Source organism: Ruegeria sp. SAZD013, from assembly GCF_059612525.1.
In genome coordinates this window covers 106,710-120,525 of the sequence record NZ_JBXWQT010000029.1, presented here as the reverse complement: position 1 = coordinate 120,525, position 13,816 = coordinate 106,710, and the positions used below count along the sequence as shown (strand labels likewise).

General features: G+C 59.0%; 15 protein-coding genes. 7 read left to right on the top strand and 8 right to left on the bottom strand.

Annotated features, from left to right (window positions below; translation table 11 throughout):
* The first annotated feature begins 33 nt into the window (after positions 1-33).
* Positions 34-471 (top strand): DMT family transporter, encoded by a 438-nt coding sequence (locus AC2FLU_RS15465; protein WP_267366019.1) that lies wholly within the window; start codon positions 34-36, stop codon positions 469-471.
* Here the strand turns inward: AC2FLU_RS15465 and AC2FLU_RS15460 are convergent.
* Both AC2FLU_RS15460 and AC2FLU_RS15455 read right to left on the bottom strand, forming a co-directional pair.
* The gene (locus AC2FLU_RS15460; RefSeq protein ID WP_480516242.1) at positions 455-1,141 is read right to left on the bottom strand and encodes an ABC transporter ATP-binding protein; all 687 of its coding nucleotides are present in this window, start codon (positions 1,139-1,141) and stop codon (positions 455-457) included. The genes AC2FLU_RS15465 and AC2FLU_RS15460 overlap by 17 nt on opposite strands.
* Positions 1,134-2,429: a lipoprotein-releasing ABC transporter permease subunit gene (locus tag AC2FLU_RS15455; protein ID WP_480475863.1), complete on the bottom strand. Its 1,296-nt coding sequence runs from the start codon at positions 2,427-2,429 to the stop codon at positions 1,134-1,136. The genes AC2FLU_RS15460 and AC2FLU_RS15455 overlap by 8 nt, the downstream gene beginning before the upstream one ends.
* Positions 2,430-2,784: 355 nt before the next feature.
* Between AC2FLU_RS15455 and AC2FLU_RS15450 the strand changes: the two genes are divergently transcribed.
* Entirely contained in the window at positions 2,785-3,144 is a 360-nt protein-coding gene (locus tag AC2FLU_RS15450; protein WP_480475861.1) for a hypothetical protein, read from the top strand.
* 128 nt (positions 3,145-3,272) lie between these two features.
* Here AC2FLU_RS15450 and proS read toward each other — a convergent pair whose 3' ends face one another.
* Positions 3,273-4,613: a proline--tRNA ligase gene (gene proS / locus AC2FLU_RS15445; RefSeq protein WP_480622228.1), complete on the bottom strand. Its 1,341-nt coding sequence runs from the start codon at positions 4,611-4,613 to the stop codon at positions 3,273-3,275.
* A gap of 167 nt (positions 4,614-4,780) precedes the next feature.
* Between proS and AC2FLU_RS15440 the strand changes: the two genes are divergently transcribed.
* The 5 genes from AC2FLU_RS15440 to AC2FLU_RS15420 all read left to right on the top strand — a co-directional run bounded on the left by AC2FLU_RS15440 (position 4,781) and on the right by AC2FLU_RS15420 (position 10,566).
* Positions 4,781-6,145, top strand: coding sequence for an FAD-dependent oxidoreductase (locus AC2FLU_RS15440; RefSeq protein ID WP_480622227.1), 1,365 nt, complete (start codon positions 4,781-4,783; stop codon positions 6,143-6,145).
* On the top strand, positions 6,145-7,119 hold the full coding sequence (locus AC2FLU_RS15435; RefSeq protein ID WP_496812041.1) for an isopenicillin N synthase family dioxygenase: 975 nt from the start codon (positions 6,145-6,147) through the stop codon (positions 7,117-7,119). The genes AC2FLU_RS15440 and AC2FLU_RS15435 overlap by 1 nt, the downstream gene beginning before the upstream one ends.
* An 89-nt stretch (positions 7,120-7,208) precedes the next feature.
* Positions 7,209-8,282, top strand: a complete 1,074-nt coding sequence (locus tag AC2FLU_RS15430; RefSeq protein WP_496812040.1) for an AI-2E family transporter — start codon at positions 7,209-7,211, stop codon at positions 8,280-8,282.
* A complete protein-coding gene (locus AC2FLU_RS15425) occupies positions 8,283-8,972 on the top strand; it encodes an HdaA/DnaA family protein (RefSeq protein ID WP_209504575.1) in 690 nt (229 codons plus the stop codon).
* A 49-nt stretch (positions 8,973-9,021) separates the two neighbouring features.
* Positions 9,022-10,566: a Ppx/GppA family phosphatase gene (locus tag AC2FLU_RS15420; RefSeq protein WP_496812039.1), complete on the top strand. Its 1,545-nt coding sequence runs from the start codon at positions 9,022-9,024 to the stop codon at positions 10,564-10,566.
* A 12-nt stretch (positions 10,567-10,578) separates the two neighbouring features.
* On the opposite strand, the gene AC2FLU_RS15415 is transcribed toward AC2FLU_RS15420, so the two are convergent.
* Genes AC2FLU_RS15415 through AC2FLU_RS15395 form a run of 5 tightly spaced genes read right to left on the bottom strand, consistent with a single transcriptional unit; the run spans position 10,579 to position 13,810 of the window.
* A complete protein-coding gene (locus tag AC2FLU_RS15415; protein ID WP_480554053.1) occupies positions 10,579-10,953 on the bottom strand; it encodes a hypothetical protein in 375 nt (124 codons plus the stop codon).
* Positions 10,954-10,990: 37 nt separating this feature from the next.
* Entirely contained in the window at positions 10,991-11,992 is a 1,002-nt protein-coding gene (locus AC2FLU_RS15410; RefSeq protein WP_480554142.1) for an endonuclease/exonuclease/phosphatase family protein, read from the bottom strand.
* Between the two features lie 4 nt (positions 11,993-11,996).
* Positions 11,997-12,677, bottom strand: a complete 681-nt coding sequence (locus AC2FLU_RS15405; RefSeq protein ID WP_209597848.1) for a molecular chaperone DjiA — start codon at positions 12,675-12,677, stop codon at positions 11,997-11,999.
* A gap of 45 nt (positions 12,678-12,722) precedes the next feature.
* The gene (locus AC2FLU_RS15400; RefSeq protein ID WP_480516224.1) at positions 12,723-13,211 is read right to left on the bottom strand and encodes a GNAT family N-acetyltransferase; all 489 of its coding nucleotides are present in this window, start codon (positions 13,209-13,211) and stop codon (positions 12,723-12,725) included.
* A complete protein-coding gene (locus tag AC2FLU_RS15395; RefSeq protein ID WP_480493769.1) occupies positions 13,208-13,810 on the bottom strand; it encodes a VOC family protein in 603 nt (200 codons plus the stop codon). The genes AC2FLU_RS15400 and AC2FLU_RS15395 overlap by 4 nt, the downstream gene beginning before the upstream one ends.
* Positions 13,811-13,816: the final 6 nt, after the last annotated feature.

Sequence of the window (13,816 nt, the reverse complement as noted above, 5' to 3'; positions counted from 1 at the left end):
AGATCAACGAAATAGGTGCAGAGGGTTCGGGCAATGACACAATACGCAGCCATCATGCTGGCCGCCGGATTTGGAATTCCGATACTGGCCGCTCTTAACGCGGCCCTTGGCAAGGTCATCGGATCACCGACAACGGCAGCTGTGGTGCTGTTTGCAATTGCCCTGGCCGCCTCGGTGCTGACCATGCTGTTGTTTCCCGGTTTTGCAGCCTTGTCCAAGGTTGCGCAGGCCCCGAAACACCTGTTGTTCGCTGGCATCCTGATTGCATTCTATGTGTTGTCGATCACCCATGTCGCCCCACATTTCGGCGTTGGAAACGCCGTGTTCTTTGTTCTGTTGGGGCAATTGATCAGTGCGGCGGCAATCGATCACTTCGGCCTGTTCGGCGCGCAGGTGGCACCCCTCACCCTGATGCGGGCGGGTGGTATCGCCGTCATGGCCATCGGTGTTGCGATCACTCAACTGGCCTGAGCACGCCGCCCTCAAGCCGGACCATGCGGTCCATGCGCGCCGCCAGTTCGAGGTTGTGGGTTGCGATCAACGCCGACAATCCCTCGTCCCGCACCAGTGTCATCAGGGCATCGAACACCTGATCCGAAGTATCAGGGTCCAGATTGCCTGTCGGTTCGTCCGCCAGCAAAACACGCGGCGCGTTGGCAAGCGCCCGGCAAAAGGCCACGCGTTGCTGTTCCCCGCCCGACAGCGCCGCAGGGCGGTGACTGGCGCGCGGGGCGACGCCCACACGGTCCAGCAAATCCAATGCCCGTGCCTGAGCAGCTTTTTCGGACGCGCCATTGGCCAGTTGCGGCAATGTGATGTTTTCCAGTGCCGTAAACTCGGGCAGCAGGTGATGGAATTGGTATACGAACCCGATATCCTGCCGACGCAACGCCGTTCTGGTTCGGTCGCCCTTGCCGTTCACATTCTGCCCTCCGATTTCGACGGTTCCGTCGTCAGGCCGATCCAGCAGACCGGCAATGTGCAGAAGCGTCGATTTGCCTGCCCCTGACGGCGCAACCATGGCCACAGCTTCACCTGCGCGCAGTTCGAGGTCGACCCCACGCAGAACCTGCACCTCGCCCGGTGTGCCTTTGAGGTAGGTCTTGGTCAGACCGTTCAGACGCAAGGTGACTTCATTCATAGCGCAGCGCCTCGACCGGGTTCAGCCGCGCCGCGCGGCGGGCGGGGAAATAGGTGACGATGAAAGACAGGCCAAGCGACAGGCACGTCGCCTTGAGCACATCGCTCAGATGCAGTTCGGCCGGCAGAGCGTAGATGCCGCGGATCGACGGATCCCACACGCCACCGCCCATCACGTAGTTCACGAATGAGAAGATCGGATCAATGTAGATTGCAAAGAGGCATCCCAGGATGACCCCCATTGCAGTGCCGATCAGGCCGGTGAACGCACCGCAGATGAAAAAGACACGCAGAACCGATCCTTCGCTCAGGCCGATCGTGCGCAAGATACCGATATCGCGCCCCTTGTTCTTGACCAGCATGATCAGGCCCGAAACGATGTTCATCGCAGCAATCAGAACGAGGATCGACAGGATGATGAACATCACATTATCCTCAACCTCGAGCGCGCGCAGGAAGCCGCCGGATGCGTCCTGCCATGTCCAGATCTGACTGCGCTCGCCCGACGCCTCAAGAATGGGAATCAGGATCGGGCCAAGATCTTCGGGCTTGTCCACCATCACTTCGATCTCATCCGCCACCCCTTCACGGTTGAAAAAGCCCTGCGCCTGCGAAAACGGCATGTAGACGCGGGTGCGGTCAATGTCATAGCGACCGGCCGAAAACACATAGACAACGCGATAGGCATTCACGCGCGGCGACGTGCCAAAGGCGGTTTTGACCCCGTTGGGCGAGGTCAGTTTGACCACATCCCCGACAGTGACCCCAATACTGCGGGCCACACCCGATCCAATGGCGATGACATCCTCACCTGTCTGGAAGTCCGACAGGTCCCCCGCCGCCTGGTCCGCCTGCGCGATACCCGGCAGGTCGAACAGATCGTCTGGTCGGATGCCAAACACCTCGACCCCGCTGCTGCTGTCGCGGTTGGTGATCAGCACCTGCCCCTTCACCAGCGGTGCGGCACGTTCAACACCGGGCACCAGCGCAATGCGGTCAGTGCGTTCGTTGTAGTCGGCAATTGTCCGATCCACCCGGCCCTGCGCGTCAAATTCACCCGAGGAATAGACTGTCACATGCGCATTGGCGCCCAGAATGGTGCCGACGAATTCAGACCGAAAACCCGAACGGACGGCCAGCGTTGCAATCAGCGCGAACACGGCAAGCGTGATCCCGATCAGTGAGATCCATGTCATCACGCTGACGCCGCCTTCGGCCCTGCGCGCGCGCAGATATCGCCAGGCGATTTTCCATTCAAAAGGGGCAAAGGGCGGGGGTGTCTTGGCCATGCCTGCTCCGGGTTTTCTTGTTTGCGGCGACCCTTTCGGCATTTCGCCCAATGGTCAAGCCGGTTGTCACCCTGAACCGGTTCCTCAGCCTGAATGAGCCGAATCGTTTCGGGACATGACCAAAATACATGTGCAAAACAGGTGTCTTTCAATTCGGGCGCTACACCATGAGTTGTGAAGCGCATCACAGACAGAAGGTGATTGTTTCAGGTATGACGTTAATCATCGCGCATCGTGAGCCACTGAATCGTAAAGGCAACAATAAGTGCGAAATTTTATTACTCTTTTTGATTATTTTCAGAAACTTTGCCACCCTGACCATGGGGGAACACATTTAAAGAGCGGGGGTCGCTCAATGAATTTACAAATTTCAACCAATGGTGCGGGTGCAATTTCGACCCGTCAGGCTTCAACAGAATTAGATTGTGAAACCGCAGCCTTGCTGCGCGCGGCCATTCGGCCAATCTTTGTCACCGCGGCAAGCTGGGGCAATTTGGCAGACATCCTGAAAGACAAAGGATATCGTCTGGTTTTCCGGCAAGGCCGTTTGTGTATCACGGATCGGGCAACTGATGCGCGGATTTGCGGATTGCGCTTTCTGGATATCGAGTTTCGCGAACTGATCAGCCGCCTTGGCCGTCCGATTGTTGTGGCGACAGGTGACGGAGCCAACGGAGACGTCCTGGCCGAGCGCCCGACGTCGGATCAAAACTGAGAACCGACCGACTGACGCGGTCGGTATTCAGGTAACTTGGGAAGGGCCGCCAGGTCTGAGCCTCCGGCACCCCATCCAGATCACAGGGTGAGTTTCAACACCACCTCGCAGCAGCAACTGATGGTCGCTTATGCGATCCGCTGGTAAATCTCAGCAACTTTGGTAACGGCCGCCTCGGGGCTCAGTTCCTCGTTTTCGCCAGTGCGGCGACAGGTCAGTTCAACCACACCATTCTTCAGACCACGCGGGCCAACCGTGATGCGCCAGGGCAAACCGATCAGGTCCATCGTGGCGAATTTGCCGCCAGCACGTTCATTGCGGTCGTCATAGAGCGGTTCCAGACCCAAAGCCGTCAGCGCCGTGTAGATCTTGTCACAAGCTGCATCGGCTTCGTCATCGCCCTGCTTGAGGTTGACGATACCGCAATGGAACGGGGTCACGCCCTCGGGCCAGATGATGCCTTTATCGTCATGGCTGGCCTCGATGATGGCTCCTACAAGGCGGCTGACACCGATACCATGGCTGCCCATGTGAACCGGAACCGGTTTGCCATCCGGGCCTTGGACAGTTGCGCCCAAGGGATCGGAGTATTTGGTGCCAAAGTAGAAGATTTGGCCCACCTCAATGCCGCGAGCCACGCGGCGGCGTTCTTCGGGGATCTGGTTGAACAGCGCCTCGTCATGGGTTTCATCAGTGCGGGCGTATTTCGAAGTGAACTCTTCCAGAATGGCCTGACACTGTTCGCGGTTGTCATAATCGATTTCACGATCGCCAAAGGTCAGGTCGGTGACGGCGCTGTCATAGAAAACCTCGGATTCACCGGTATCGGCCAGAACCAGAAACTCATGCGTGTCATCGCCACCAATGGGGCCTGAATCGGCGCGCATCGGAATCGCCTGAAGTCCCATCCGTTCATAAGTGCGCAGATAGCTGACCAGATGGCGGTTATAGGCGTGCAGCGCATCTTCCTTGGTCAGGTCGAAGTTGTATCCGTCCTTCATATAGAACTCGCGCCCCCGCATCACGCCAAAACGCGGGCGGATTTCATCGCGGAACTTCCACTGGATCTGGTAGAGCGTCAGCGGCAGGTCTTTGTAGCTGTTCACGTGGCCGCGGAAGATATCTGTCACCAGTTCTTCGGCCGTAGGCGTGAACAGCATGTCGCGGTCATGACGGTCCTTCATCCGCAGCATCTCTTGACCGTAGTCATCATAGCGCCCGGATTCACGCCACAGATCCGCCGACTGGATTATAGGCATCTGAATCGCGATGTGACCGGCCCGCGCCTGTTCTTCGTGGACGATGTTTTCCAGCTTGCGCAGCACTTTGAAGCCCAGCGGCAACCAGGAATATATCCCGGCAGAGGCCTGCTTGATCATCCCTGCACGCAGCATCAGCCGGTGGCTGACGATCTGAGCCTCGGACGGGGTTTCCTTGAGAACGGGCAGAAAGTAACGGCTCAGGCGCATGGACGGACCTTCAAAGGTAAGAATTCGACTGGACAGGTGATTATGCCAAAGCCCTGCCGGGGGCAATCGCGCATTGGTGTTTTCCGACCTTGCGGCAGTCGGTTTTTTGATTGACCCGCCAATCGGGACTGCCATGGTAGCGGAAACGCAAATTCCATGAGGCGCCGATGCAGACCATTCAGGAACCCGCACGCCAAATCCCCGTCATTCATCAAACCGATGTTCTGGTCGTCGGTTCCGGCCCCGCCGGGTTGGCCGCAGCGCTTGCAGCGGCACGTGCGGGGGCCGAGGTATCTTTGGTTGATCGTTTCGGCTGCATGGGCGGCAATATCACTGCCGTCGGCGTCGAAGGATTTGCCTGGTACCGGCACGAGCAAACCGTCGAGGCAGGCGGCATCGGGATGGAGTTTGAAACCCGCGCCAAGGAGATGGGAGCCGCCGTTCCGGAAAGCCAGTCCCTGAGCTATGAGCTGGACAGCGAAGGCTTCAAACTGGTGGCCGACAAGCTGGTCGAAGAAGCGGGCGTGCATCCGATGTTGCATCGGCAATTCGTGTCCCCGATCCTGGAAGGCGACCGGATCACCGGTGTCATCACAGAATCCAAGGCCGGGCGCGAAGCGATTTTGGCCAAGGTCGTCATCGATGCCACCGGCGACGCGGATGTGGCCCATCGCGCGGGTGCGCCGACCCACAAAACTCCGCGCGAGGACATGATGGCGGCCTCGGTCATGTTTCACCTGGCGGGCGTCGACAAGCGGGCCTTTATGGAAGGTGTAAAAGCTGACCCGCAGACCTACAAGGATTGGGGCGGCGGCGGAGAGTGGAACATTGAGACCTCGGGTAAAGAGGACGACATGTTCTCACCCTTCGTACACAAACCGTTCCAGCAAGCAATCGATCAGGGGCTGATCCCGCCGCATCTGAACACCATCGCCGGCACCTGGGGCGCGATGCATGACACGGGCGAGCTGACATACATGAACCTCATCCATCTGGCCGAGGTTGACGGCACCGATCCCGACAGCCTGACGCGCGGCGAGATTGAAGGTCGCCGCCAGACCATGCTGGCCATCGAGGCGCTGCGACGGTTCATGCCCGGTTGCGAAAACGCACGTTTGCGGAATTTCGGTATGACCATCGGCATCCGCGACACCCGCAAGATCGACGCGGTCTACAACATGACCGAAAACGATGCCCGCCATCAGGGCCGGTTCGAGGATACGATCGGCATCTATCCCGAGTTCATCGACGGCTATGGCATTCTGATCCTGCCAACTACGGGGCGGTATATGCAAATCCCCTATCGGTCGATGCTGCCCAAGGGCATCAAAGGCCTGCTGGTTGCAGGACGGTCACATGGCGCGGACCGGGTGGCGCATGCCGCCACGCGCAACATGGCCTGTTGCGCGGTCATGGGTCAGGGCGCGGGAATCGCCGCAGCGGTATCATTGAAAAGCAATCAGGAGCTGGACCAGCTGAATCTGGCACCGGTTCGAGCTGAACTGCAACGCCAGGGGGTGAGGATTCACTGATGGACAGTATCCCAACGATTGATATTGCGCCTTTGACTGCCCCGGGAACCGCAGCCTATGACGCGACGGTCCGAGACATCCTTGCGGCCTGTCAGGGGATCGGCTTCTTGTCGATCACCGGGACAGGCGTATCCCGGCAGACCGTGGATCAGGTACGCCAGATCACCCGACAGATTTTTGCCGTCGATGACGCACAAAAATGGGATCAGGCCATCACCCGCGCCAACTATCGCGGCTATATACCCATGGGGTTTTTCACACCCAATGATGGCTCGGGCAAGGCCGACAAGTACGAGGGGTACAAACTGCATCACGAGGTCGCAGCAGACGACCCGGTGCGTGAGGATTGCGCGTTATACGGGCCAAACATCTGGCCCGACGGTGTACCCGGTGCGAAAGAGGTCATTCTGGGTTACTGGCGGCAACTGGATCGCGTCACCGATCTGTTGCTGGGCGCGTTAGAGGCGGGACTGGATCTGAAAGCCGACGCGCTGCGCAGTGCATTCCGGGCCCCGATGACCAACATGACCCTGCTGCATTACCCGCCACAGGCCGAGGATGAGGCAGGCTATGGTATCCATCCGCACAAGGATACCGACGCCTTGACCATCATTGCCCCCGATCCGGTGGGCGGGCTTGAGGTGCAGACCCGCAGCGGCGGCTGGATCACGCCCGACTGCCCGCCCGGTGGTTTCGTGGTGAATATCGGCGACATGCTTGAACTGTGGTCGGGCGGGCGGTTGAAATCCACGCCCCATCGGGTTGTGAACCGATCGGGTCAGGAACGGTATTCTTTTCCCTATTTCGCGGTGCCCCGTCACGACGTCGTCGTCGCGCCTTTGCTGCCACCCCTGCCCGGCTTTGACCGCCCGGCGGTTCATTGCGGGCACTGGTCGGCCGAGATTTGGCGCACCAACTGGCCCGATGAGACCGCCACCAAAGACACGCCTGAATTGGGAACCTTGCGCGGCTGACCCCTGCAAACGCAAGCGCTATGAACCGCTTGCATCATGGGCTTTGATGCGCCAAGAACACCTGCAAGGGCCTGAACAAGGGGATCGCCATGGCTTTGCCGGTTAAGGATCAGCTGAGATACTGGAGCATCGCCGCTGCGGTTTTCGCGTTGATCATGTGGGCCCTTGGCGATGTCTTGTTGCCTTTTGTCATCGGCGGGGCCATTGCCTATTTCCTTGATCCGGTCGCTGACCGGCTGGAGCGGCTGGGCCTGTCGCGTATGGCCGCCACGGCAGTCATCACGGTCGTCGGTGTTCTGGGGTTTGTACTGGCAATTCTGATGGTAGTCCCTGCGCTGATCACCCAGTTGCTGGATCTTGTCGATGTACTGCCCGATCTGTTCAAACAGTTGCGCAGTTTCATAGAAAAACAGTTCCCGTCATTGCTTGACCGGGACTCGAGCACGCACGCGATGCTGGTGTCCTTTGGCGAAACGCTGAAATCCAAGACCGGCGACGTTATGCAGACGCTGCTGACCTCGCTGGGCTCCGCGATCAACATCGTTGTTCTGTTGGTCATTGTCCCGGTCGTGGCCGTCTACTTGCTGTTGGACTGGGATCGCATGACCGCCCGCATCGGAGAGCTGCTGCCACGTGACCATGCACCCATCATTAGGCGGCTTGCCGGAGAGATCGACGCGGTTCTGGCCTCGTTCGTGCGCGGCATGGGAACGGTCTGCTTGATCCTTGGCAGCTATTACGCGGTCGCACTGATGCTTGCTGGCCTGCAATTCGGTCTGATTGTGGGCTTTATCGCGGGCTTGGTCACGTTCATTCCCTATCTGGGCGCCCTTATCGGTGGCTCGCTGGCAATCGGGCTTGCGCTGTTTCAGTTCTGGGGCGACTGGGCTCATATCGGGCTGATCGCGGGTATCTTTGCCATTGGACAAGTCACCGAGGGCAATTTCCTGACACCCAAGCTGGTCGGCAGCTCTGTCGGGCTGCACCCGGTCTGGTTACTGCTGGCCCTGTCGGTCTTTGGCGCGCTGTTCGGCTTCGTCGGCATGCTGATCGCTGTCCCGGTCGCCGCAGCATTGGGCGTGCTGGCCCGCTTTGCCACATCGCTATACCTCGACAGCAGATTGTACACTGGTCTTAAAGGTCTGGATCAGGAAACCGAGTAAATGGCCCGACAACTCAGCTTTGATCTGCCCGCCAAAACTGCGCTCGGGCGAGAGGATTTCTTTGTGTCACCGGCCAATGCGCTGGCGGTGGCAATGATCTCGGCCACGTCCTGGCCTGGCAACAAGCTGGTACTGAGTGGGCCTGCTGGCGCGGGCAAAACCCATCTGGCCCATGTCTGGGCCGCTGAAACCGGCGGGCGTATCCTTCAGGCCAGAGACCTGCGATATGACGATGTGCCAGACCTGGCGCGTATGCCGATCGCGGTCGAAGACGTGCCTTTGATAGCCGGTGATCTCGAGCAGCAAAAAACGCTGTTCCACCTGCATAACCTTGTTCTGGCCGAGGGGCACCCCTTGCTGATGACCGGCCGTCTTGCACCGAAATTCTGGGAGTTGCCGCTGGCCGACCTGCAAAGCCGGGTCGAAGGTGCCCATCACGTCGCACTGGATCCGCCCGACGACGCATTGCTGGGCGCGGTTCTTGCCAAGCTGTTTGTCGACAGGCAGCTCAACCCCGGCCCCGATGTCATCGCCTATCTTGTCAAGCATATGGACCGGCGGTTTGAAAGCGCAGCCGACGTTGTATCCCAACTGGACCAACTGGCCCTGGCGGAAAAACGCGACATTACACGCGCGCTGGCCATTCGCGTACTGAACACGGCTCCGGATGAGGTCGAGACCAATGATTGACCCACTGACGTCAATTTCGCATCCTCAAACAGGACAATCTGGAAGGCACATGGATCAGACCGTCGAAACCGATATCCCGGACTGGGGAACAATCGGAAAGCCCCTGTTTGACAAACCGGATGCACGGGCACTATCCCGCGTCGGGGTTGTCGATGTCGGGTCGAACTCGGTCCGGATGGTCATTTTCGACGGGGCGGCGCGATCACCGGCCTATTTCTACAATGAAAAGGTCATGTGCGAACTGGGGGCAGGCCTGTCCGAAACCGGACGACTGAACCCGCGTGGCCGCGACCGCGCCTTGTCGGCCCTACGACGGTTCCAGCACCTGGCAATGGATCTGGATTTGCCCGGTTTGCATGTTGTGGCCACCGCTGCTGTGCGCGAAGCCTCGGATGGGCCCGAGTTCTGCGATCAGGTGCAGGCTGAAACCGGTTTGCAGGTGGCCATCATTGACGGTGACGAAGAAGCCCGCCTGTCGGCGCAGGGTGTCTTGTTGGGGTGGCCCGGAGCTTATGGACTGATCTGCGATATCGGCGGGTCGTCGATGGAATTGGCCGAAATCGGCGGTGGTCAGGTCGGCCGCCGCGTGACCTCGCCGCTTGGGCCGTTGAAACTGCGTGACATCAAAGGCGGGCGACGTGCGCGAAAAGCGCATATCAAGGAAACGATGGAGGATCTGCGCAATCAGATGGGTCAGCAGCGGGACCGTTTATTTCTGGTCGGCGGCAGCTGGCGTGCCTTTGCGCGGCTGGACATGCTGCGGCGGGGCTATCCGCTGAACGTGCTGCATGAATACCGCATGACCACCAAGCAGGTGCGCGAGACGATCAAATACATCGAAAAACACGATAGCGAAAAGCTGCGTGCTCAGGCGGGCGTGTCCAGCTCGCGCATGGCGCTTATCCCTTATGCGATGGATGTTCTGGCGCGGCTGATCCGCACGTTCAAACCCAAGGATATCGCCATCTCAAGCTATGGTATCCGCGAGGGCTTGTTGTATGAGCAGATGCCGCAGGAAGTGCGCGACCGCGACCCGCTGATCGAAGCCAGCCGGTTCTCGGAAGCAAAGGACGCCCGCCTGCCCGGATTTGGCAGCAATCTCTATGATTTTGTCATCCCGCTGTTCAGATCCGCACCGCCCAGCAGGGTGCGCCTGATCAAAGCGGCCTGCCTGCTGCATGATGTAAGCTGGCGCGCGCATCCCGATTATCGAGCCGAGGTGTGTTTCGACAACGTCACGCGCGCCAATCTTGGTGGCTTGAAGCACTCCGAGCGTATCTTCATCGGATTGGCACTGCAACACCGCTATCGCAACAAGCGGGAAGGCAACCGGTTCTCTCGGCTTTACGAGTTGCTGGACGAAAATAGCCAGAAACAGGCCGAGATTCTGGGCAAGGCCATGCGCTTTGGCGCGATGCTGTGGATGCACAACGATGCCAATATGGGGCAGCTCAAGTTTTTCCCCAAGAAGCGAGAGCTGGAACTGTATCTGCCCGAAACCGCTGCCCCCCTGTTTAGCGAAGTGGCTGAAGCCCGGCTGAACGCTTTGGCAGCGGCGCTGAAATCTCAGACTCGCGTGATTGTCAAAGGCTGACTCTTGAGCGGGTCAGATATCCGTGGGTCCTTCGGGCACCTCGATATCTTGCTTTTCGGGCTGAGAAGGCTCTTGGGGCGGTTTTCTGCGGATAATGATATCGCCATTGGGCAGGATCTCGGGTGGTTCATAAACACTCCAGTCCTTGACCTCAGCCGCCAGTTCGGCAAGTGCCGGGCCCATCTGCTGCAAGAATGACTGCATTGCCGGGCCAAGCTCTTCCGCCAGACCCAGCAAGTTTTCCAATGCCGGTTCCATTTCCTTGCGCAGACCTTCGAAAAACAGTTCGGCCCCCTGCTCCATCAGGGATTTTTCATTGTCTTCCTGCGCCATCGCAGGCGCGGCAAGGAACATTGAGATCGTACCGATCAGCAAAATGCGTGTCATACCTGACATATAAGGCCCGTGTGGCGGGCTGGAAAGGTCACAGTTCAATATCCAGCGTGACCGGAAAATGATCAGAGGCCGTCAAAAGCGCCTGCCGCAATTCCTGTTCAGTCCAACAGGCGGCATCCTGAAACGGGTGCCAGATACGCCAGGACGGGCGATATGCTTGCAGGTCCGCGGTAATCATTATGTAATCCAGCAAAGCGTCCAGAAATTTGCCTTCCTCAGGACGGGCAAAGCGCGCAGTGGCAGGCACCGGGCCGGGCCGAAACCTGTAGGCTGTGACGGCGTTCGGATCGAACAATCCGGCTTGCAGCAACACCTCGACCGACGAGCGGCCAAAGAGGTGTTCAAACTCATCCAGCCCGGGGCCATCGTTCAGATCGCCCAGCAAAATGACAGGCTGTTTTTGCGCAACATGCCATTCGACGCGCCGTGCAAGCCAGATCGCTTGCGCCAGCTGCTTGCGGCGATTGGCAATCGAGATCCGGATCGCCTCGTCCCGCGATTCGGCACCGTGCGGTGCCTTGGATTTCAGATGTGCCCCGATCAGGCGGATGTTGTGCCCGGCTTGCGTCGTCACCGCCAGTTCCATCGGCGGTTTGGAGAACCGCACGACGTCCTCGGTCGCATCAATATCGAGGTCGATTTTGAACACGCCATCGAACCGGGGGGCTGCCGTATCTGCAATATCTCCCTTGGGGTCATGGCGAACACTCAGCACCGTTCTGTCATAGAGCAATGCCAGTTCCTGATGTGTGTCGTTTGCATAGCCCATCACCGCATCAGACGTGCGCAAGTCGAACGCTTCGGCAAAGGTTTGCAGGGCCCGAACCGTGTTCTGGCGTCTGCCGGTGTTGGGCGCCTCGACGATTACAATCGCATCAGCGTCAATTGCGGTCAGCACCTTGGCAATCGCTTCGACCTGCTGCGCTTTGGTGACGTCGTGCCTGCCAGACCAGCTGTCATCGACGATCAGCCTGTCTTTCTGGTCAAACAGATTGGCGAACCATTCGATATTATAAGTCGCCAGCCGCATCTGATCAGGCCCGCGCGCCGTTGATTTCATCCCAGGCACGATTGATGTCGATCATCTTTTTTTCGGCCAGCCGGATCGCCTCTTCGGGGACACCCCGGGCCATCATGGCGTCGGGGTGCGTTTCCCGAACCAGCTGCCGCCAGACCTTGCGAATATCGGGCAGCGGCATGTCATGCGGAACGCCCAGTACCGTATAAGGATCGTTTGGCGCATCGGGGACAAAACGCGCCCGCAGTGCTTTGAACTGCGCGTCGGTTTGTCCGAAGATCTGGCTGACATCTTCGAGAAATGCGTTTTCGTTCGGATGATAGAAACCGTCCGCCATCGCAATGTGAAAAAGCCCCTCCATCAAGTCACACAGGGTTGTGCTGTCTTCCGAGAACATGCGTGCGATCTTGCGCGCGTAGTCCTGATATCCCGCCACGTCCGTACGGGCCATGTTGAAGACTCGGGCTGCACCTTCCTCATCTTCGCGCGCAATCTGAAACACGTCGCGAAAGGCGGTGACCTCATCACGGGTCACCTGACCGTCTGCCTTGGCCATTTTGGCACCCAGTGCGATGACCGCAATCGTAAAGGCCACGGACCGCTCCGGTGGCGAGCGTAGTTTTTCAAAAACTGCGGTCAGGCTTTCGCCTTGGGCAAGCGCGCTCAGCGCATCGGATATGCGGGTCCAGATCGACATGACCGCACCCTAGCGTCACAATTCGGGACTGTCAGGTGCAACAGGTCATTCAGCACCAAGAATTTTCTGCATCAGCACAAGGTCCAGCCGCTGGCCGAACTTAAAGCCGACTTCGGGCATCACCCCGACTTTCGAATAGCCAAGTGCGGCATGAAACGCCTCAGCCCCCGGATTGGCCGAGGATATGCCCGCGACCAGAACATGAACGCCTTGGGATTGCGCGATTTCCTCCAGCTCTGACATCAACGCACGTCCCACCCCTTTGCCCCACGCATCCGGTGACAGCTGGATCGTATGTTCGCATGTTTGCGCATAACCGGGCCCGGTTCGGAAAGGGCCATATGTGGCAAAGCCGATAACGTGGCTGTCGTGCTCGGCAACCAGATAACCAGGCACGCGTGCCTTGATATCTTCGGCAATCTGGGCGGCGCTGCGCTCGTCCGTCGTGAAAGTGACCAAAGTGTCCCGGATGATCGCATTGGTGATCCGGGCAATGGCTGGTGCATCTGACGCTGTGGCCGGGCGAATGTTCATTCCAGCACCCGAAGCCCATGAGCTGTCTCGATCTCTGCCTGCAAAGCCGCGGGGCCGGTGTCGAACACCACATGATCCAGTTCACCCAGTTGACGGGCCAGTGTCAGGGCGTCGGGGTGATAGACAACCAGGCGTCGCAACCGGCACGCGCTGTCCTGCAACATGTTTGCTGGGTGCAGGTCGCCTTTCCATTCGATAAGGGCGGGAAACAGATTGTCGAACGGCAAGCGCCCCGTTGGCGGAACCGCCATGCGCCATTGCAACGCGCCGCGGGTCAGGTCGATGGGCTGTCCGGTACCATCTGGGAAGATCGACAGCGTGGCCTCGATATCCTCGACCCGGCATATCCAGTTCGTCAAACGCGGGCCGCCCTGAAAATTGTCCAGATCGAACCATCGCGGCCTGCCCGGAGGTTGCGCCTGCGGATCGATGGCAATCGCTTCGAGATAGAGCCCATCCCTGAGACCCAGCAGCCTGTTATGTGTCCCGAATTTTTCGTGTTTCCCACCGGGTTGCAGCGCAACGCCAAGCGCCTGTTCGATATGCGCAGACGCTTCTTCAAGCGTTTCGCCCGCGACGGCCAGATGATCGAGTAACATGCGCAC